The organism is Rhizobium sp. N731 (genome assembly GCF_001664145.1).
Lineage (GTDB): Bacteria > Pseudomonadota > Alphaproteobacteria > Rhizobiales > Rhizobiaceae > Rhizobium > Rhizobium esperanzae.
On record NZ_CP013601.1, the window covers coordinates 3633463 to 3653340 of the forward strand.

At 62.1% G+C, this 19878-nt stretch carries 19 protein-coding genes; 16 read left to right on the top strand and 3 right to left on the bottom strand.

Annotation, left to right across the window (positions count from 1 at the left end; all coding sequences use genetic code 11):
• Positions 1 to 209 precede the first annotated feature (209 nt).
• The 8 genes from tkt to AMK02_RS17750 all read left to right on the top strand — a co-directional run bounded on the left by tkt (position 210) and on the right by AMK02_RS17750 (position 10168).
• Complete coding sequence (tkt, locus tag AMK02_RS17720) at positions 210 to 2183, top strand: transketolase (RefSeq protein WP_064804826.1); 1974 nt, start codon at positions 210 to 212, stop codon at positions 2181 to 2183.
• A gap of 84 nt (positions 2184 to 2267) precedes the next feature.
• Complete coding sequence (gene gap / locus AMK02_RS17725) at positions 2268 to 3278, top strand: type I glyceraldehyde-3-phosphate dehydrogenase (RefSeq protein WP_064806319.1); 1011 nt, start codon at positions 2268 to 2270, stop codon at positions 3276 to 3278.
• Positions 3279 to 3411: 133 nt separating this feature from the next.
• On the top strand, positions 3412 to 3726 hold the full coding sequence (locus AMK02_RS17730; RefSeq protein WP_064804827.1) for a hypothetical protein: 315 nt from the start codon (positions 3412 to 3414) through the stop codon (positions 3724 to 3726).
• A 142-nt stretch (positions 3727 to 3868) separates the two neighbouring features.
• Positions 3869 to 4045, top strand: coding sequence for a hypothetical protein (locus AMK02_RS31775; protein ID WP_176439455.1), 177 nt, complete (start codon positions 3869 to 3871; stop codon positions 4043 to 4045).
• A 329-nt stretch (positions 4046 to 4374) separates the two neighbouring features.
• Entirely contained in the window at positions 4375 to 6249 is a 1875-nt protein-coding gene (locus AMK02_RS17735; RefSeq protein WP_064804829.1) for a potassium/proton antiporter, read from the top strand.
• A gap of 70 nt (positions 6250 to 6319) precedes the next feature.
• The gene (locus AMK02_RS17740; RefSeq protein ID WP_189636978.1) at positions 6320 to 7522 is read left to right on the top strand and encodes a phosphoglycerate kinase; all 1203 of its coding nucleotides are present in this window, start codon (positions 6320 to 6322) and stop codon (positions 7520 to 7522) included.
• Positions 7523 to 7808: 286 nt separating this feature from the next.
• A complete protein-coding gene (locus AMK02_RS17745) occupies positions 7809 to 8831 on the top strand; it encodes a class I fructose-bisphosphate aldolase (protein WP_064804833.1) in 1023 nt (340 codons plus the stop codon).
• A gap of 413 nt (positions 8832 to 9244) precedes the next feature.
• Positions 9245 to 10168 (top strand): PhzF family phenazine biosynthesis protein, encoded by a 924-nt coding sequence (locus AMK02_RS17750; RefSeq protein ID WP_064804835.1) that lies wholly within the window; start codon positions 9245 to 9247, stop codon positions 10166 to 10168.
• Between the two features lie 20 nt (positions 10169 to 10188).
• On the opposite strand, the gene AMK02_RS31780 is transcribed toward AMK02_RS17750, so the two are convergent.
• The gene (locus tag AMK02_RS31780; RefSeq protein ID WP_012485131.1) at positions 10189 to 10353 is read right to left on the bottom strand and encodes a hypothetical protein; all 165 of its coding nucleotides are present in this window, start codon (positions 10351 to 10353) and stop codon (positions 10189 to 10191) included.
• Positions 10354 to 10524: 171 nt separating this feature from the next.
• Between AMK02_RS31780 and AMK02_RS17755 the strand changes: the two genes are divergently transcribed.
• From AMK02_RS17755 to rcdA, 3 genes are all read left to right on the top strand, one after another.
• Entirely contained in the window at positions 10525 to 11805 is a 1281-nt protein-coding gene (locus tag AMK02_RS17755) for an MFS transporter (RefSeq protein ID WP_004679449.1), read from the top strand.
• A gap of 152 nt (positions 11806 to 11957) precedes the next feature.
• The gene (locus AMK02_RS17760) at positions 11958 to 12149 is read left to right on the top strand and encodes a DUF1192 domain-containing protein (RefSeq protein WP_016737189.1); all 192 of its coding nucleotides are present in this window, start codon (positions 11958 to 11960) and stop codon (positions 12147 to 12149) included.
• A gap of 389 nt (positions 12150 to 12538) precedes the next feature.
• The gene (gene rcdA / locus AMK02_RS17765; RefSeq protein ID WP_004679442.1) at positions 12539 to 13054 is read left to right on the top strand and encodes a protease adaptor protein RcdA; all 516 of its coding nucleotides are present in this window, start codon (positions 12539 to 12541) and stop codon (positions 13052 to 13054) included.
• A gap of 135 nt (positions 13055 to 13189) precedes the next feature.
• On the opposite strand, the gene rpmE is transcribed toward rcdA, so the two are convergent.
• The gene (rpmE, locus tag AMK02_RS17770; protein WP_009990270.1) at positions 13190 to 13411 is read right to left on the bottom strand and encodes a 50S ribosomal protein L31; all 222 of its coding nucleotides are present in this window, start codon (positions 13409 to 13411) and stop codon (positions 13190 to 13192) included.
• A gap of 192 nt (positions 13412 to 13603) precedes the next feature.
• On the opposite strand from rpmE, the gene AMK02_RS17775 reads away from it, so the two are divergent.
• From AMK02_RS17775 to AMK02_RS17795, 5 genes are all read left to right on the top strand, one after another.
• Positions 13604 to 15433: an ABC transporter transmembrane domain-containing protein gene (locus AMK02_RS17775; RefSeq protein WP_064804837.1), complete on the top strand. Its 1830-nt coding sequence runs from the start codon at positions 13604 to 13606 to the stop codon at positions 15431 to 15433.
• Between the two features lie 107 nt (positions 15434 to 15540).
• Complete coding sequence (locus tag AMK02_RS17780; protein WP_064804838.1) at positions 15541 to 16533, top strand: Bug family tripartite tricarboxylate transporter substrate binding protein; 993 nt, start codon at positions 15541 to 15543, stop codon at positions 16531 to 16533.
• A 152-nt stretch (positions 16534 to 16685) separates the two neighbouring features.
• Positions 16686 to 16874, top strand: coding sequence for a YegP family protein (locus tag AMK02_RS17785; protein ID WP_064804840.1), 189 nt, complete (start codon positions 16686 to 16688; stop codon positions 16872 to 16874).
• Between the two features lie 270 nt (positions 16875 to 17144).
• The gene (locus tag AMK02_RS17790; protein WP_011426731.1) at positions 17145 to 17483 is read left to right on the top strand and encodes a YciI family protein; all 339 of its coding nucleotides are present in this window, start codon (positions 17145 to 17147) and stop codon (positions 17481 to 17483) included.
• 7 nt (positions 17484 to 17490) lie between these two features.
• Positions 17491 to 18762, top strand: a complete 1272-nt coding sequence (locus AMK02_RS17795) for an RNA polymerase sigma factor (protein WP_064804842.1) — start codon at positions 17491 to 17493, stop codon at positions 18760 to 18762.
• An 81-nt stretch (positions 18763 to 18843) separates the two neighbouring features.
• On the opposite strand, the gene AMK02_RS17800 is transcribed toward AMK02_RS17795, so the two are convergent.
• Entirely contained in the window at positions 18844 to 19875 is a 1032-nt protein-coding gene (locus AMK02_RS17800) for a peptidoglycan -binding protein (RefSeq protein ID WP_064804844.1), read from the bottom strand.
• Positions 19876 to 19878: the final 3 nt, after the last annotated feature.

A 19878-nucleotide genomic window follows, 5' to 3' on the forward strand; every position in this document is an offset into this window, starting at 1 on the left:
GTGGATGAACGTGTTGGGCAGGCCCGCCGCGCCGGTTTGGTCTTTTGTAAAGTCGCGCGATCAAATGTCAAAAAATTGCCGCAGGCCGCTGGGATTTGGCCCGCCATTGATTGACTCGCCAGCCCCAACTGCTATGTGTCAGCCGCTTTCACTCGATGGTCTTGGAGGCTCGAGGCCATCCCCCGACACCCGGAGCTTGCAGAAAAGCTATGACCTCTCTCCAACAAAACGACCGGATGGCGAACGCGATCCGTTTCCTCGCCATGGACGCCGTTGAAAAGGCGAATTCCGGCCACCCTGGTATGCCGATGGGCATGGCTGACGTGGCGACGGTCCTGTTCACCAAATATCTGCGCTTCGACCCCAAGAAGCCGCATTGGCCGAACCGCGACCGCTTCGTGCTGTCGGCCGGCCATGGCTCGATGCTGCTCTATTCGCTGCTGTATCTGACCGGTTATCCCGACATGACGATCGAGGACCTGAAGCAGTTCCGTCAGGTCGGCTCCAAGACCGCCGGCCACCCCGAATACGGCCACGCAACCGGCATCGAGACCACCACCGGCCCGCTCGGTCAGGGCATCGCCAATGCCGTCGGCATGGCGATCGCCGAACGCAAGCTGCGCGACGAATTCGGTGCGGATCTCCAGGACCACTACACCTATGTCATCAATGGCGACGGCTGCCTGATGGAAGGCATCAGCCATGAAGCCATCGCCCTTGCCGGCCACCTGAAGCTCAACAAGCTGATCCTCTTCTGGGATAACAACTCGATCACCATCGACGGCGCCGTTTCGCTGTCGGACTCGACCGATCAGATCGCCCGCTTCAAGGCCGTTCACTGGAATACGATCGAGATCGATGGCCACGATCAGGCCGCCATCGCCGATGCAATCGAGGCCGCCCACAAGTCTGATCGCCCGACCTTCATCGCCTGCAAGACGGTGATCGGCTTCGGCGCCCCGAACAAGGCCGGCAGCCACAAGGTTCACGGCAGCCCGCTCGGCGCCGACGAGATCGCCGCCACCCGTAGGGCGCTGAACTGGGATTACGAGCCCTTCGTCGTTCCCTCGGACGTTCTCGATGCATGGCGCGCAGCCGGCACCCGTTCCGACAATGTCGTCAAGGCATGGGAAGAAACTCTGTCCAGATCGCCGGTCAGAGCGGAATTCTCCCGCCGTATGGCAGGCGACCTGCCGGAAGGTTTCGATGCCGCGATCAGCGCATATAAGAAGAAGCTGGCCGAGACTAGGCCGACGGTCGCAACCCGCAAGGCATCCGAAGACGCGCTGGAGATCATCAACGGCTTCGTGCCGGAGACGCTTGGCGGTTCCGCCGACCTGACGCCGTCGAACAACACCAAGACCAGCCAGATGCACTCGATCACGCCGACGGATTTCGCCGGCCGTTACGTGCACTGGGGCATCCGCGAGCACGGCATGGCGTCCGCCATGAACGGCATTGCGCTGCATGGCGGCCTCATTCCCTATAGCGGCGGCTTCCTGATCTTCTCGGATTATTGCCGCCCGCCGATCCGCCTCGCTGCACTGATGGGCATCCGCGTCATCCACGTTCTGACGCATGACTCGATTGGCGTCGGAGAAGACGGCCCGACGCACCAGCCCGTCGAACAGCTCGCCGGCTTGCGCGCCATCCCCAACCTGCTGGTCTTCCGTCCAGCCGACGCCACGGAAACGGCGGAATGCTGGCAAATCGCCATCAAGACCCACAACCGTCCGTCGGGCCTTGCCCTGACGCGTCAGAACCTCAGCCCGGCCCGCACCGAATACAGCGAAAAGAACCTCTGCGAACAGGGCGCCTATACGCTCGCCGGCAATGCCGACGCCAAGGTGACGATCTTCGCTTCCGGCTCGGAAGTCGAAATTGCCGTGGCCGCCCGCGCAGCCCTTGAAGCCAAGGGTGTTTCGGTCCGCGTTGTCTCGGTGCCCTGCACCGAACTGTTCTTCGAACAGCCGGAAACCTATCGCAAGCAAGTGCTCGGCAACTCCCCGGTCAAGATCGCCGTCGAAGCCGCCGTCCGCGAGGGCTGGGACGCCTTCATCGGACCGGAAGGCACTTTCATCGGCATGAAGAGCTTCGGCGCGTCCGGTCCGGTCAAGGACGTTTACAAGCATTTCGGCATCACCGCCGACGCCGTCGTTGCGGCTGCCGAAGCAAAGCTTTAAAGAGGGCGCCTTGAGGCGCTCTCCATCTCCTCAATTCCAGGCCGCCCGGCCTATCGGGCCCTATTCTATCGGGAGTGAATGAACATGACAGTCAAGGTTGCCATCAATGGTTTCGGCCGCATCGGCCGTAACGTCCTCCGCGCTATCGTCGAATCCGGCCGCACCGACATCGAGGTCGTCGCCATCAACGACCTCGGCCCGGTCGAGACCAATGCCCATCTGCTGCGTTACGACTCGATCCACGGCAAGTTCCCGGCCGAAGTGAAGGTCGAAGGTGACACGATCACCGTCGGCAACGGCAAGCCGATCAAGGTTACCGCGATCAAGGATCCGGCAACGCTTCCGCACCGCGAACTCGGCGTCGACATTGCCATGGAATGCACCGGCATCTTCACCGCCCGCGACAAGGCCGCCGCCCATCTGACGGCCGGCGCCAAGCGCGTCCTCGTCTCGGCTCCCGCCGACGGCGCCGATCTCACCGTCGTCTACGGCGTCAACCATGACCAGCTCACCAAGGAGCACATGGTCATCTCCAACGCCTCCTGCACCACCAACTGCCTGGTGCCTGTCGTCAAGGTTCTCGACGACGCCGTCGGCATCGACCACGGCTTCATGACGACGATCCACTCCTACACCGGCGACCAGCCGACGCTAGACACGATGCACAAGGATCTGTATCGCGCCCGCGCTGCCGCTCTCTCGATGATCCCAACCTCGACGGGCGCCGCCAAGGCCGTCGGCCTCGTGCTGCCGCACCTCAAGGGCAAGCTCGACGGCACCTCGATCCGCGTTCCCACCCCGAACGTCTCGGTCGTCGACTTCAAGTTCGTTTCCAAGAAGGCCACCACGGTCGGCGAAATCAACGAAGCCATCAAGGCTGCCTCCAACGGCAAGCTGAAGGGCATCCTCGGCTACACCGACGAGCCGCTCGTCTCCCGCGACTTCAACCACGACAGCCACTCCTCGATCTTCGCGACCGATCAGACCAAGGTCATGGAAGGCAACTTCGTGCGCGTCCTGTCCTGGTACGACAACGAGTGGGGCTTCTCCAGCCGCATGTCGGACACGGCCGTGGCTTTCGCCAAGCTCATCTGAGCGGTGGATCATTGAAAATCATGAACGGCCCGGGAAACCGGGCCGTTTTTGTTATAGGCGTGTGAAGCCAGTCATGGCATCGTTGATGACCCCCGGGGCCGTGTTGCCATCCGGAGGAGATAAAGAGGGATGGATGGATTACTTTACCATTGAAATCGCCGGCCGCGCCGTCGCCAGCTTTCGCTCGAAGAACCATGAGGAAGCGACGCATTTCTTCGAAGCGGAAGATTTTCGCGACGACCTGACCATTCTAGAATCCGAGGGCAAGCCCCTGTGGGACCGGAAGGCGACGCTCAGCCTGCGCAAAGCGACGGCTGAGGAAGCCAGCGAAGTCGAACACGCCTATGAATTCGATGACGATCCGGAAAGGACCATCGACGATGAGTTCGTCGTTTTCCTGGTGCCGGTCGAAGACCTGACCGACGAGGGCGAGGACACCGAAGACTGACCGTGAAAGCCATTTCGAAGCGACGGGTTCGCTGCGGCCGAAGAACGGAATCACGGTTGGCAATCCGCTGGCCAAGCGTGATAAACTGAGGAAATGCAATAACGCTGCACAATGGCTGAGATGATCCAAGTGGAGGCGATAAATGGCAGAGGCTCAAAAACGCTTGTCCCAAACCACCCTCAAGCGGCGGCAGCGGTTTCACCCCAAGCGGGACGTCAAACCCGCCGTGTTGGCAAAGGCTAATCGTCTGGCCATCCGGGTTGCCGCGTTCATCGGTCTTTCGTTCCTCGCCGTCATCATACTTCAGGCAGTGTTCTGACGGGCCGCATGAAGGAATGTGTCTATCCTGCTGCGGTTTGCGGATACCCGCAGGAAAAATCGATCTTCCTGCCTTTCGCCCTGCTCTTGCCTGATTTTCTTATACATTCTTTGTAGAGAGTTTCTCCCGTAGCATTTCCGTGTCGGTGGCCGTCCGGCAGCCGTTCAGCAGCATGATGCAGCACGAGACGAGGTTAAGCCGCAAGGCCTACCCTTCTGTGCCGTTTTGCCGTTTACTGACGCATCGACGCGCCTGGTGGAGGGGTTGAGACAAGGCGGATCGGCCCGGGGTGGCCGTGTTCGCGAAGCATTCGATGGAAAGGGGTGGGCATGGAAGCGTTTTATATCGTAGTGCTGGTCGCGACGGCGCTCGTGCTTCTTGCCGCTTTTTCGAGCCTGCTCGCCTTCCGCTTCGGCGCCCCGCTGCTTCTCCTCTTCCTGATGATCGGCCTTGCCGCCGGCGTCGACGGGCTCGGTATCGAATTCAGCAACAACTATCTCGCCTATATTCTCGGCTCTATTGCGCTCGCCGTCATCCTGTTCGATTCCGGCTTCGGCACGCCGATGCAGGCCTTTCGGCTCGCAGCAGTGCCTTCTTTGACGCTCGCCTCGGTCGGCGTTCTGATCACCGCCTCGCTCTTTGCCGTCGCTGCCATGTGGCTGTTGAACTTCACCTGGCTCGAAGGCCTGCTGCTCGGTTCGATCGTCGCATCGACTGATGCCGCCGCCGTCTTCTTCCTGCTACGCATCGGCGGCATCAACATCCGCGACAAGGTGCGCTCGACGCTGGAAGTCGAATCCGGCACCAACGATCCGATGGCGATCTTCCTCACCATCGCCCTCGTCGAGGTCCTGGCGAGCGGCGAGCGTTATGCCGGCATCAATATCGGCATGTTCGCCATGTTCGTGCAGCAGATGGGGCTCGGCGTCATCCTCGGTCTGCTCGGCGGCATGATGATCGTGCTGATCGTCAGCAGGCTCGACACCGATCGCGGCCTGACGCCGATTTTCGTGCTGGCGCTTGCCCTTCTCGTCTTCTCCTTCGCCGGTGCGGTCGGCGGCAGCGGCTTCCTCGCCGTCTATGTCGCCGGCATCTACGCCGGAAACCGGCGAATGCAGGCACTCGGCACCATCAAACGCTTTCAGGACGGCATGACCTGGCTGGCGCAGATTATCATGTTCCTGGTGCTCGGCCTGCTCGCCACGCCATCACAATTTCCCGCCATCATCGTGCCGGCGATCCTGCTTGCCCTCTTCCTGATCTTCATTGCCCGCCCGCTGGCAATCTGGCTGTCGCTGCTTCCGTTCGATTATACGCAGCAGGAGATCGGTTTCGTCGCCTGGGTCGGCCTGCGCGGTGCCGTCTCCATTCTGCTTGCGATCATGCCCATCCTCGGCGGCCTGGAAAACGGCCAGCTCTTTTTCAACACCGCCTTCATCATCGTGTTGGTCTCCCTGCTCGTCCAGGGCTGGACGATCAAGCCGATCGCCAAGAAGCTCGGCCTGATCATTCCGCCGCGCATCGGCGCCGTCGACAAGGTCGAGGTCGACCTTCCGGGCGCCGCCAACCATGAACTGCTCTCCTACCGAGTCATCAAGGACAGTCCGGTGCTGCGCGGCGAGCGCATTCCACGCTGGGCCACCCCGTCGCTTGTCATCCGCGACGGCAAGTCAATGCGTTATCAATATGCCGGGCGGCTGCGCGAAAACGATCTGGTTTATCTCTTCATCGTGCCGAGCTATTCCCGCCTGCTCGACCGGCTCTTCGCCAGCCGTGCGCCTGTCGATGAGGATGATGCCGAATTCTTCGGCGCCTTCGCGCTCTCGCCCGCCCGCCCTGCCGCCGATCTCGATGCCGCCTATGGGCCCGGCCTGCTCAACGAATCCGAGAAAGGCCTGACGATTGCGGAATTGATGCGGCAGCGCCTCGGCGGCAAGGCCGATTATGCCGACCGCGTCCGTCTCGGCTCGATCATCCTCATCGTCCGCGATCTCGACGAGCACGACCACGTCACCTCCGTCGGCATGTCGCTCGAAGCGGTCGAACCGGCCACCACCCTGCCGATCTTCATCAATCTCAAGGACATTATCCAGCGCATCCACAATAGGTTGAACGGACGCCGCAACCGCGAAGCGGCGGCCTCCGAAACCATGCCGAAAGCATCGGCCGGAGGCGACGAAGCCAGACGCGAAAACGGCCGTTGAACGCCTTGCGTCTCGAATGATCCTTGCTATGGTCGGCGCGACTTCCGCCAACCAAGACTGGATCTTCCCCATGCCTTCTTTCAAGACCCTCGACGATCTTTCTGACATCAGCGGCAAGCGCGTGCTCATCCGCGTCGACCTCAACGTCCCGGTCAAGGACGGCAAGGTCACCGATACGACGCGCATCGAGCGTGTGGCGCCGACGATCCTCGAACTGTCAGGCAAGGGCGCCAAGGTGATCCTGCTTGCCCATTTCGGCCGGCCGAAGGACGGTCCGTCGCCGGATCTCTCGCTGTCGCTGATCGCCCCTTCCGTCAAGGAGGTGCTCGATCACGCGGTGCTGACGGCCTCCGACTGCATCGGCGAAGCCGCCGCCTCCGCCGTTGCCGGAATGAATAATGGCGATATTCTGCTGCTGGAAAACACCCGCTTCCACAAGGGCGAGGAAAAGAACGATCCTGATTTCACCAAGGCTCTCGCCGCCAACGGCGATATCTATGTCAACGACGCCTTCTCTGCCGCCCACCGCGCCCATGCTTCCACCGAAGGCCTTGCCCATCACCTGCCGTCCTATGCCGGCCGCACCATGCAGGCCGAACTGGAAGCGCTGGAAAAAGGTCTCGGCAATCCCGCCCGCCCCGTCGTCGCCATCGTCGGCGGCGCCAAAGTTTCGACCAAGATCGATCTTTTGATGAATCTTGTGAAGAAGGTCGATGCACTCGTCATCGGCGGCGGCATGGCCAATACCTTCATCGCCGCGCGTGGCACCAATGTCGGCAAGTCGCTCTGCGAGCATGATCTTGCTGAAACCGCCAAGCAGATCATGATCGAGGCCGCAACATCAGGCTGCGCCATCATCCTGCCGGAAGACGGCGTCGTCGCCCGCGAGTTCAAGGCGGGTGCCGCCAATGAGACGGTCGATATCAACGCCATTCCCGCCGATGCCATGGTGCTCGACGTCGGGCCTAAATCGGTCGAAGCTATCAACGCCTGGATCGAGCGTGCCGCAACACTCGTCTGGAACGGTCCGCTCGGCGCCTTCGAAATCGAGCCCTTCGATGCCGCAACGGTCGCTGCCGCGAAATATGCCGCTGAGCGCACTGCAGCCGGAAAGCTCACCTCGGTTGCCGGTGGCGGCGATACCGTCTCGGCACTCAACCATGCCGGCGTTGCCGACGATTTCACCTATGTCTCGACCGCCGGTGGCGCCTTCCTCGAATGGATGGAAGGCAAGGAACTTCCTGGCGTCGCCGTCCTCAACGCCGCCGGATAAGACCGAGCGCCTTGGCGCGAAAAAGAGCATTCGGCGTCGCACCTTGCAATGGGCGGTGCGGCGCCGCTAAGGCAATTTGGCAGGTTTTACATGTGGATAGACCGCGGTGGCGAGACGCCTTCCGCGGTCTTTTGCCCGAGAGCTGAAAAAAATCCCATTTTTTCAAACGATTGAATTGATTTCAATCGTTTCAATGACTTAGCCTTCCATTTTCCTCACTATAAACTTCTGTTATCGCCGTCCTATATTCTTAAACCGCCGATGTTTAACGCTGTGGAGAGATCGAATGAGCGAACGACTGGAAGACATTGCAGTGCAGATGGTTGCGGGCGGCCGAGGACTGCTTGCGGCAGATGAATCGACCTCCACCATCAAGAAGCGTTTCGACACGATCAATCTCGAATCGACCGAAACTAGCCGTCGCGACTATCGCGAGATGCTATTCCGCTCCGACGAGGCGATGAAGAAATATATCTCCGGCGTCATTCTCTTCGAGGAGACGCTCTACCAGAAGGCGGCCGATGGCACGCCTTTCGTCGACATCATCCGCGCTGCCGGTTCCATTCCCGGTATCAAGGTCGATACCGGCGCCAAGCCGATGGCCAAATTCCCCGGCGAAACCATCACCGAAGGCCTCGACGGCCTTGGCGAGCGCCTTGCCCGCTATTATGAAGCCGGCGCCCGTTTCGCCAAGTGGCGCGGCGTCATCGCCATCTCGTCCTCGCTGCCGACCCGCGGCTCGGTCCGTGCCAACGCGCAGGCGCTCGCCCGCTATGCGGCTCTCTGCCAGGAAGCCAAGATCGTACCGATCGTCGAGCCGGAATGCCTGATGGACGGCAAGCCGGGCGACCACGATATCGACCGCTGCGCCGAAGTGACCGAATCCACGCTTCAGATCGTTTTCGAGGAATTGGCCGAAGCCCGCGTCAGCCTCGAAGGCATGATCCTGAAGCCCAATATGGTCATCGACGGCAAGAACGCCCGCAAGGCTTCGGTCGAGGAAGTTGCCGAGCGGACCGTCCGAGTGCTGAAGCGCACGGTCCCGTCTGCGGTTCCCGGCATCGCTTTCCTCTCCGGCGGCCAGACCACGGAAGAGGCGACCGCGCATCTTTCCGCGATCAATGGTTTTGACCTGCCCTGGCTCGTCACCTTCTCCTATGGCCGCGCCCTGCAGGACAGCGCCCTCAAGGCCTGGAACGGCAAGCCGGAAAATGTCGCCGCCGGCCAGCGCGAATTCACCCACCGCGCCGAGATGAACAGCCTCGCCGCCAAGGGCAGCTGGAAGAAGGACCTGGAACAGGCCGCCTGATTGTGACTTGGGATCCGGGCGGGAGCGGCGAACGCAGCGTTGCCGCTCCCGCCAATCCCCTCGCTTCCCTCATTTCTGTGCGCCTCAGGGCTTCGCCCAAGGGATGTCACAGGAATCCAATGCGCCCAAGTCGTTGGGCGCGATCGGCTCTTTTCCCTGAAGTATTGATTCACTCACGGCGCGGACGCGCCGTGGCTGGATTCCTGTGACATCCCTTGCGCGAAGCCCTGAGGAGCACAGGAATAAGGAGACTGGAGAGACGCAGTCCTCCCCATCGCCACCGGGGAAGTTGCGTGGACAATAAGTGCGGCCGCGCAAGACTCTTACCCTCTCATTGTCACGGCGACAAGAAACCGCTTCATTCCCTTAAAAACCATGCTTACTCATAGCGGCTTGCCACAACGGGAGCCGCCATGAACACCCTCTCCTACCTCACGGTCGACGTCTTCACCTCCACCCGTTTCGAGGGCAATCCGCTTGCGGTCATCTCGGATGCGCGCGGCTTGAGCGATGCGGCGATGCAGAAGATCGCCACCGAATTCAACTATTCCGAAGTCACCTTCGTCCTGCCGCCGGAAGATCCACGGAATTCGGCCCGCGTGCGCATCTTCACCCCGACGATGGAAATCCCCTTCGCCGGCCATCCGAATGTCGGCACCGCCTATGTGCTCGGGCAGCAGGCAGAACTCTTCGGCAGACCGGTCGGTGAAAAATTCCGGTTCGAGGAAAAGGCCGGCATCGTCGAAGTGGATTTGAAACGCAGCGGCGGAAATGTCGCGGCCGCCGCCATCCGCGCGCCGCAGCCGCTGACGGTCGGCGATACCATTGCCGAGGAAACCGTTGGCCGTTGCATCTCTCTCGATCCGGGCGTCATCGTCACCACTACCCACGCGCCGGTCTTTGCCTCGGTCGGCCTGAACTTCGCCGTCGCCGAATTGAAGGGGCTGGAAAGCCTGGCCGCCGCCCGCCCGAACCTTGCCGGTTTCCAAGCAGCCGCAGGCCGTCAGACGACGAGCGGCCACGACTTTTCGCTCTTCGTCTATGCCAGGTCGGCCGATAATCCATGGAACATTCGCGCTCGCATGTTCGCGCCCCTCGACAACGTGCCCGAGGACCCGGCAACCGGCAGCGCTTCGGCCGCCCTCGGCGCCTATCTGGTGTCGCTTGCGCCGGACGCCGATATGGATGTCCGCATCACCATCGAACAAGGCGTCGAAATGGGCCGCCGCAGTATCATTGCCCTCGATGTCGTGAAATCCGGCGGGGTCGTCGCCGATGTTGTCATCTCGGGACGCTGCGTTTCCGTCATGCGCGGAGAAATCATCCTGCAGGACTGACGGTCCCGCTTGGTGCGAGCTCACATCAGGAAGTCGCGCGACAAAAGCGCCAGGGCCCAGACGCCGAAGGCGATCAGCGCGATCTTCCAGAAATCCATGCGCCGCCGGAGGCCGGGAAAGCCGAGCGGCTTGATCACCTGTATCGCCATGGCAAGGATGAGCAGCAAGGCTATCAGCTTTGTCATGCTTTATTTTTTCCATTTTTCGGAATGTCACAGGACGGACATTTTTCCGCGCGAACACAGGATCCGACACGCCGTAAAGAGATTCCGGGGCACAATCAATCATCTTGAGGCCGGGCAGACGCAGGTCTTGCCTTATGTCCGTTTACAATCGCTGAGACCGAGTCTGGGGAAATGAAGAGAAATCTGTTGTCCGTCGCCGCGTTGCTCTTTGGCACGCTCTTCCTTTTCATGGGCAACGGCCTGCAGGGCATCCTGCTTCCGGTGCGTGGCAATCTCGAAGGCTATGCGACGACGACGCTCGGCCTGCTTGGCACCTCATGGGCCGCGGGTTTCGTCATCGGCTGCCTGGTGGCGCCGAAACTGGTGCGCCGCGTCGGCCACGTGCGCGCCTTCTCCGGCTTCATCTCGATTATCGCCATCATCGCGCTGGTGAGTGGCATCATCATCCACCCCGTCTGGTGGGTGGTGCTGCGCGCCGTCACTGGCTTCTCCACCGCCGGCACGTCGATGATCATCGAAAGCTGGCTGAACGAGCGCGCCAGCAACGAGAGCCGCGGTGCGATCTTCTCGCTCTATATCGGCATCACATTGCTCGGCGTTGTCGGCGGTCAGATGATGATCCCGCTCGAGGATGTGCGCACGCCGGTGCTGTTCATGATCTGCGGCATCTTCTATTGCATCGCCATGCTGCCGACCACGCTTTCGACCGCAGCCTCGCCGCAGCCGCTGAAGGCCGTGCGCCTCGACCTGCCGGCGCTCTACCGCAATTCGCCTGTCTCCTGCCTCGGCATCCTGCTCGTCGGCATCGCTAACGGTGCTTATGGCACGCTGGGCGCCGTCTTCGGCGCCGGCGCCGGTCTTTCCGACACCAGCATCGCCATCATGATGAGCGCCACCATCTTCGCCGGCGCTATGATGCAGTTGCCGGCTGGCCGGCTTTCCGATCGGATCGACCGGCGTTACGTGCTCGCCGCCATGTCGGCGATCGCGGCCCTCGCCGGCCTGCTGATCTTCATGCTCCATCCGACATCGCCCGCCTTGCTGATCGGACTGGTTGTCCTCTACGGCGCGGTGGCCAATACGCTCTACCCGATCGCCGTCGCTCACGCGAACGACTTCGCGGCATCGGAGGATTTCGTCAAGGTCTCCGGCGGCCTGCTCCTCCTTTACGGCATCGGCACCGTCATCGGCCCGACGCTCGGCGGCCCCGTGATGTCGGCGATCACCCCGCATGCGCTTTTCCTGGTCACCGCCGTCGCCCATGTGCTGATCACCGGTTATGCCATTGTCAGAAGCCGCATCCGCGCTGCCGTCCCGGCCAGCGACCGCGATGCCTATACGACGATCCCGACCGGCACATCGCCGATGCTGACGCCGGAAAGCATGTCGCTGGCCGATCGCGGCACCGGCAAGTCTCCCGAAAGCGGCGATCCTGCTGTAAAGTTCGGATAGAGCGCCCCGCAGAACTGCGCTGCGGTTTTTCCGTCACTCATGAACGGGAGGCTCAGGACATGGGTGGTTTAGGCCGGATCGGCCTAGATTTCCCTTCCGCATCAACCGTATTTTTCGCCATCATGCTGCCTGCAGCAAAAGGAGGAGAACCGATGAGCTTTATCGATGACGACCGGCCGCAGAAGAAAACCGCCCATGAGATCGGCACCGATCTCTCCATGCTTTCCGTGGATGAGCTGAAGGCGCGGGTGGAATTGCTGAAGAGCGAGATTGCCCGCCTGGAAGCCGAGGTCGCCCGCAAGGCCTCCGGACGACAGGCGGCGGAAAGCTTCTTCCGATCGTGACCGGCAAAAACCTCAGAAAACAAGACCATGGCTGGCAAGATGAGCCAGCCTCAAGTCTTCATTCAGCACAATGTTAATAAAATATTAAGCTTTATAAGGTATTACTATATTCATCCAGATTTTCTCTGGGTCTCAGACAGTTTTCCACGCGGTGAATTGGTCTGATTTTTCTCCCTGTTTTACCTTGAGAGCCGCTTTTGCGGCTCTTCTTTTTGCTGCGGCCGGCGCATTTCCATGAAACTGTGGAGATTAACCCTTTCTTAAGAAACGGCTTGCGCATTTGCGCTAATGATACCATCTTAAAGTCATAAAGACCGGACGCGGAAACTTTTCCGTCAAACCCGGCGTTACCTGACCATAAGTAGCTGCGTGCAACAGGGACTATTGCGATGTCGGAAGTTGGATTGAACACGATCAGTTTTGCGGGCCGCGCGGCTGCATCCTCACAGTTCAAGGCACTCTATGCCGAAGGCATGTCGCTGGTCGAAGAGACCGCCGCCTATCTCGACGGCCAAGGCCGCGCAGCCTCCAAGGTTCTGCCGCGCATGGCATCCGTCCTCTACGCCGCGGAATCGATGCGGCTGACCACCCGCCTGATGCAGATGGCCTCGTGGCTGCTGCTGCAGCGCGCCGTCAACAATGGCGAGATGTCGCGCGACCAGGTGCTGGCCGAGAAGAACAAGGTCCGCCTCGACGGCTTCAACGTCGACCGTGCGGCACCCGGCTGGGGCGATCTGCCGGAATCCTTCCGTGACCTCGTCGAGCGCTCCCTGCGCTTGCAGAACCGCATCGCGCTGCTGGATCGCGAAATCTATCGTCCGGCCGAAGCCGTGATCGTTCATGACAATCAGAACAGCGTCCAGGCGCAGCTTTCCCTGCTGCAGACGGCCTTCGGCAACAACTGACCAGATCTGCGAAATCCATTTGGACCGGCTGCGCGGTGCGCGGCCGGTTTTTTGTTGCCGCTGCGCACCGTTCTGCCAACGCAAAAAAGCCCGGCAGAACCGGGCTCCTTGCGAAATTTCGTCAATCAAAAGCGATTAGAGACCGAGGCCGCCGAAACGCTTGTTGAACTTGGATACGCGGCCGCCGCGGTCCATGAGCTGCTGGTTGCCGCCCGTCCAGGCCGGATGCGACTTGGAATCGATTTCGAGGTTCATGACAGCACCTTCCGAACCCCAGGTCGAGCGGGTTTCGTATTCGGTGCCATCGGTCATGACTACCTTGATCGTGTGATAGTCGGGATGGATGCCTGCCTTCATAACAATCTTCCTGCGATACCGGAGTTCAATTTGCCGCATGCAGTTGCGACCAACGAACCGATTGAATAAATGAAGCCGCAGTCGCGATGGCTACGGCTTCCCATTAGGATGCGGTGCCTATACATGAAGGACGCCGGGATAACAAGAGCCAACAGGCCGCATTAGCGGGTCCTGCAGGCGATCGGAGACGATTTGGCAGAACAGGCACGGGCTGAGGAAAACAAGAGACGGTCGCTGCGGCCGCTTGGCAGGCTGGCGCCTTATGTCATGCGCTATCGCGGGCTGGTGGCTGGCGCGCTGATTTCACTGGCGCTTGCCGCCATCACCTCACTGGCCCTGCCGCTTGCCGTGCGCCGCATGATCGATCATGGCTTCACCCAGTCCGACGGCAGCTTCATCAACAGCTACTTCGCCATGCTGATGGTCATGGCCCTCGTGCTCGCGATCGCCAGCGCGCTGCGCTATTATTTCGTTATCACCATCGGCGAACGCATCGTCGCCGATCTTCGTCGCGACGTCTTTGCCCATGTGACGCGGCTGTCGCCCTCCTTCTTCGACGTCAACCAGTCCGGCGAAATTGTCTCGCGGCTGACCGCCGACACGACGCAGATCAAGTCCGCCGTCGGCGCCACCGCCTCGGTGGCGCTCAGGAACCTCATCCTCTGTCTCGGCGCCATGGGCATGATGGTCGTCACCTCGCCGAAGCTTTCGAGCCTCGTCATCGGGGCGATCCCGCTGATCGTCTTCCCGCTCGTCGCCTTCGGCCGCTCGGTGCGCAGGCGTTCCCGCGCCGCCCAGGATACGCTTGCCGAGGCGTCCGCCTTCGCCAACGAGACGATCGCCGCGACCCGCACAGTGCAGGCCTTCAATGGCGAGGATGCTGCAGCGGCGCGCTACGGTGGCGCCGTCGAATCTGCCTATGACGCCGCCCGCGCCGCCATCCGCTCGCGTGCCCTGCTGACTGGCATCGCTATCACCCTGATCTTCGGCAGCGTCGTCGCCGTGCTCTGGGTCGGCGCCCACAGCGTGCTGGCCGGCACGCTGTCTGCCGGCACGCTCGGTCAGTTCTTGCTCTACGCCGTGATCTCCGCGGGGTCGCTCGGCGCGCTGTCGGAGGTCTGGGGCGAACTTTCGCAGGCGGCCGGCGCCGCCGACCGGTTGACCGAACTTCTTGACGAGGTGTCGCCGATATCAGCCCCCGCCAACCCCGAGGCTCTCCCTTCGCCCAGCCGCGGCCGCGTCGAGTTTTCCGACGTGCATTTCGCCTATCCCTCGCGCCCCGGCAAATCTGCCTTGCATGGCTTGAGCTTCGCCGTTGCCCCGGGCGAAACGGTCGCCATTGTCGGCCCCTCCGGCGCCGGCAAGAGCACAGTCTTTTCGCTGCTCTTGCGCTTCTACGATCCGCAGCAGGGCAGCGTGGCGATCGACGGTGTCGATGCCCGACTGACCACACCTGACGAGTTGCGCCAGCGCATCGCCATCGTGCCGCAGGACGTCACCATCTTTGCCGCATCGATCCATGACAACATCGCGTTCGGCCGCCCCGGCGCCTCGCGTGACGAGGTCCGCGCCGCAGCCCTTGCCGCCCAGGCCGACGAGTTCATCGCCCGGCTGGAGAGGGGCTATGAGACCGAGGTCGGCGAACGCGGCGTCACCCTCTCCGGCGGCCAGCGCCAGCGCATCGCCATTGCCCGCGCCATCCTGAAGAACGCGCCCGTACTGCTGCTCGACGAGGCGACCTCTGCCCTCGACGCCGAAAGCGAGACCCTGGTGCAGAAGGCGCTCGACGGCCTGGTCGACGGCCGCACGACGCTCGTCATCGCCCATCGCCTCGCAACCGTGCTGAAGGCCGACCGCATCCTCGTCATGGATCAGGGCCGCGTCGTCGAGGAGGGCACGCATCAGAGCCTCATCCGCCACGGCGGCATCTATGCCCGCCTCGCCCGGCTGCAGTTCGATGCCGCCAACGAGGATGTGCTCGCAGCCAATAGCCGGCAGGCGCCTCTGGTCGCACGAGACTAAAGTCTGGTTCCGCTGCACCTCGCCGCGGTTGTCTTTCCCGCCTCCTGCCCTACCCTCTTCATGCCCCTGGGTGGGGATTGCCGTAGAAATCGTGGGAGGAGATAGGAATGGCGCTTTCCAACATGACGCGACGCACGAGCCTCGCGCTCGCTCTTGGTCTGACTGCAATGGTGGGGTTCGGCAGCTCTGCTGTGGCCGAGGATTTTCCCGATCGCGCGATCACCTTGGTCGTGCCCTTCGCGGCCGGCGGCTCGACCGATGTCGTCGCCCGCATCGTCGCGCAGAAGATGTCGGAAGATCTCGGCCAGCAGGTGATCGTCCAGAACGTCGCCGGCGCCGGCGGCAATCTCGGCGCCGGCAACGTCGCCCGAGCCGAGCCTGACGGCTACACCATTCTGATGGGCACCGTCGCGACCCATGCCCTCAATCCGCTGATCCTGAAATCGACTCCCTACGACCCGGAGAAGGATTTCGCGCCGGTCTCGCTGCTCGTCATCGTGCCGAACGTGCTCGTCGTCAATCCGGAACTGCCGGCAAAGACAGTGCCGGAATTGATCGCGCTGCTGAAAGCCGAGCCCGACAAATATAGTTACGCCTCGTCGGGCAACGGCACGCCGCTGCATCTCTCCGGCGAACTCTTCAAGTCCATGGCCGGCGTCAGCATGCAGCATATCCCCTATAAGGGCGCCGGTCCGGCACTGAACGATGTCATCGGCAACCAGGTGCCGATCATGTTCGACAACCTGCCCTCCTCCTCCAGCCACATCAAGGCGGGCACGCTGCGGGCGCTGGCGGTGACGACCGCCGAGCGCGCGCCCTCCTTCCCCGATGTGCCCACGATCGCCGAGTCGGGCATACCGGGCTACGAGACCTATACCTGGAACGCGCTTTTTGCCCCGGCCAACACGCCGAACGAGGTGGTGACGCGCCTCAACGCCTCGGCGAACAAGGCACTCAAAGACCCGGCCGTTGCCGAACGCATGAAGGAATTCAGCGCCACCATCGTCGGCTCGACGCCGGAGGAACTCGCCGCCCATGTGAAAGCCGAGCTCGCCAAATGGGGACCGGTCGTCAAGGACGCGAACATCCAGATGGAGTGACGCCGGGTCTATGTAGCCGCTCGCCTCGCTTGCATCCGATGGAAGCTGCGGCAAGTGTAATTCACTTCTAATTAAGGTGGTGGAAAAGCTCACCATTTTGGTCTAGCCTCCGCCATGCTGATGGTTGGAATTCAGCATTTTGGGAGACATCAATGTATAAATTCGAAGTCTACAAGGATAAATCAGGCGAGTTCCGTTTCCGATTCAAGGCATCGAACGGCGAAACCATGTTCAGTTCCGAAGGCTACAAGGCGAAGGCGTCCGCCCTGAACGCCATCGAATCCATCAAGAAGAACTCGCCCGGCGCCGACATCGTAGACCAGACCAAGGCCGAAGCCTGATCAAGGCGGCAGCAGCGGCTTGAACGCCGCTCTGCCTTGCCGCATTCGCGAGCAAAGCCGGCGCCTTCGAGCCCGGCCTGTTTGCTTGTGAGCTCATGCGCCGTTTCACTTTTTCGCATATTTTTTGAAACCCGTGTCGAAATGACCGTTGGCCGCGCCTCATTGTCTCGGAACGGCTGAGCCGCTCCGCCGGCGTCACGACTTTCGGGATATCCTTCTCCGACATCCGGACGCCTGGATCAACGCCAACAATGAGATCAGGAGTTTGCCATGCAATATGCCCTCATCATTCGCGAAGCCCCCGAAGATTTCGCCCGGCGCGGTGATCCCGTCTATCGCGACGGCTGGATGGCCTACATCAAGGCGATCGGCCAGGCAGGAATCGTGATCGCCGGCGCCGGGTTGACGAGCCCTGAGACCGGGACGATCGTGCGGCGCAAGGGCGAGGATCACGACGTTCAAGACGGCCCCTATCCGGAGGTCAAGGAACAGCTCGGCGGTTTTTACCTGATCGAGGTCCCCGATATCGACACCGCCCTCGAATGGGCGACGCGCGTCCCGATCTCCGACAAGGGCTCGGTCGAAGTGCGCCCGCGCCTGCAGATGTGAGGCTGCGATGCCCCCCGATGCCGGACGCGCCGCCGAACAGGTGGCGCGTCAATCCTACGGTAAGCTGGTCGCCTTTCTCGCCGCCCGCTCGCGCGACGTGCCGGCAGCGGAAGACGCGTTGTCGGAAGCCCTGGCTGCGGCCCTGCGCGTCTGGCCGGAACGCGGCGTCCCCGATAATCCTGAAGCCTGGCTGATGGTCGCCGCACGCCGCAACCTCATGCAGGCGGCCCGCCACCGCTCCGTCCAGGCCAACGCACAGGCGACGATATCGCTTGCCTTCGAGGAAGCGGAGGAACGCATGAACGAGGCCGGAAAATCCGTCTTTCCCGATGAGCGGCTGAAACTGCTTTTCGCCTGCACCCATCCCGCCATCGATAGGTCGGTGCATACTGCGCTGATGCTGCAGACGGTTCTCGGCATCGAGGCGAAAACCATCGCCCGGGCCTTCGTCGTGTCACCGGAAGCGATGAGCCAGCGGCTGGTGCGGGCCAAGGTGAAGATCCGCGAAGCCGGCATTCCTTTCGCCATTCCCCCCGGCCCCGCTCTATCGGGGCGCCTCACCGCCGTTCTCTCAGCGATCTACGCCGCCTACGGCCTCGGCTGGGACGGCCTCGACGGTGAGGAGGAGCGCCATTCGCTCGCCGGCGAGGCCATCTGGCTCGGCCGCGCGCTTCTCACGGTATTGCCCGACGAGCCGGAAGCGATTGGTCTCCTTTCCCTCATGCTTCATTGCGAAGCCCGCCGCAGCGCGCGGCGCGACCGCAACGGCCGATACGTGCCGCTGGACGAGCAGGATACGGCGGTCTGGAATGCGACCATGACTGCGGAAGCGGATGCGCTGCTGCGCAGGGCCGGAGGTTTCGACCGTTTCGGTCCCTTCCAGTGCCAGGCAGCGATCCAATCCGTGCATGCAGCGCGGCGGTTTTCGGGAGCGACTGACTGGCAGGCGCTGACGACGCTCTACGCCGCACTCGTGACAATGAAGCCGACGCTCGGCGCACGTGTCAGCCAGGCTGCGGTGATCGGCAGGGCGGTGAGCGCGGCCGCCGGCCTGGAGCGGCTCGACACACTCGATCCGCGTGACGTCGCGGCCTATCAGCCCTACTGGGCCGTTCGCGCCTTTCTTCTGGCGCACGCCGGCGACGATATCGCGGCGGCCGATGCCTATATGACGGCGATTGGTCTCAGCGATAGTCCCGCCGTGCGCGACTTCCTCGCCAGCCGGCTGGAAGCAAATCCAGGAAAAGTGCGAAGCGGTTTTCCGTCCGGAATTGCGTAAAACAAACGCTTAGAGCGGTTCAGCGCTTCCGTGAAAACCTGAACCGCTCTAGAGCAGGTGCGCCAAGCCTCGCCAGGTTGATCATTTCTCGGTCAGCTTCAGCTCGATGCGCCGGTTGGTGGCGCGCGCATCCGGCGTATCGCCCGGCGCGATCGGCTGGAACTCTCCGAAGCCGGCGGCAACCAGCCGGTCGGCCGGCACGCCATGGCCGATCAGGAACTTGACGACCGAAATCGCGCGCTCTGAGGAGAGTTCCCAGTTGTCGCGATAGCGGCCGGTCCCGGCGAGCGGCACATTGTCGGTATGGCCGTCGACACGCAGCACCCAGTTGATCTCCGGGGGAATTTCCTTGGCGAGATCGAGAAGAGCGGCGGCGAGCTTCGCCATCTCCGTCTGCCCGTCCGGGTTGAGATCGGCGCCGCCCGAGGGAAACAGCACTTCCGACTGGAAGACGAACCGATCGCCGACGATGCGGATATTCTCGCGATCCGACAGGATTTCACGCAACCGGCCGAAGAAGTCGGACCGATAACGGTTCAGTTCCTGCACGCGAGCGGCCAGCGCCACGTTGAGGCGACTGCCGAGATCGGCGATCTTGGTCTGCGAGACCCGGTCCTTCTCCTCGGATGCCTGCAGCGCCGCTTCGACCGCGGCGATCTGGCTGCGGAGTGCGGCGATCTGCTGATTCAAGAGTTCGACCTGGCTCAGCGCCCGTTCACTCACCTGCTTCTGCGCGTCGAGCTCCTGCGTCATCGCGCCAATCCGCTTCTGCGCCGCATCCTGGCCGCCCGAACCGGCGTTCAGCAGCGCCTGAAGCCGCGAACGGTCGCCCTCGGCAGTCGCGAGCGAAGCCTGCAGATTGGCGACCGCATCCTGGAGATCCTGGTTGCTGCCCTTTTCGAGCGCCAGAAGCTGCGTCAGCTCGTTGATCTGGCTATTGAGGCGATTGAGCACCTCGTCGCGTCCGGTGATTTCGCGGCTGAGGATAAACTGCCCGACGACGAAGACCGTCAGCAGGAACATGATCGAAATGAGCAGCGTCGACAACGCATCGACGAAGCCCGGCCAGTAATCCACCGTGCGTTCGCGGCGGCGGTTGCGGGCAAGTGCCATGGC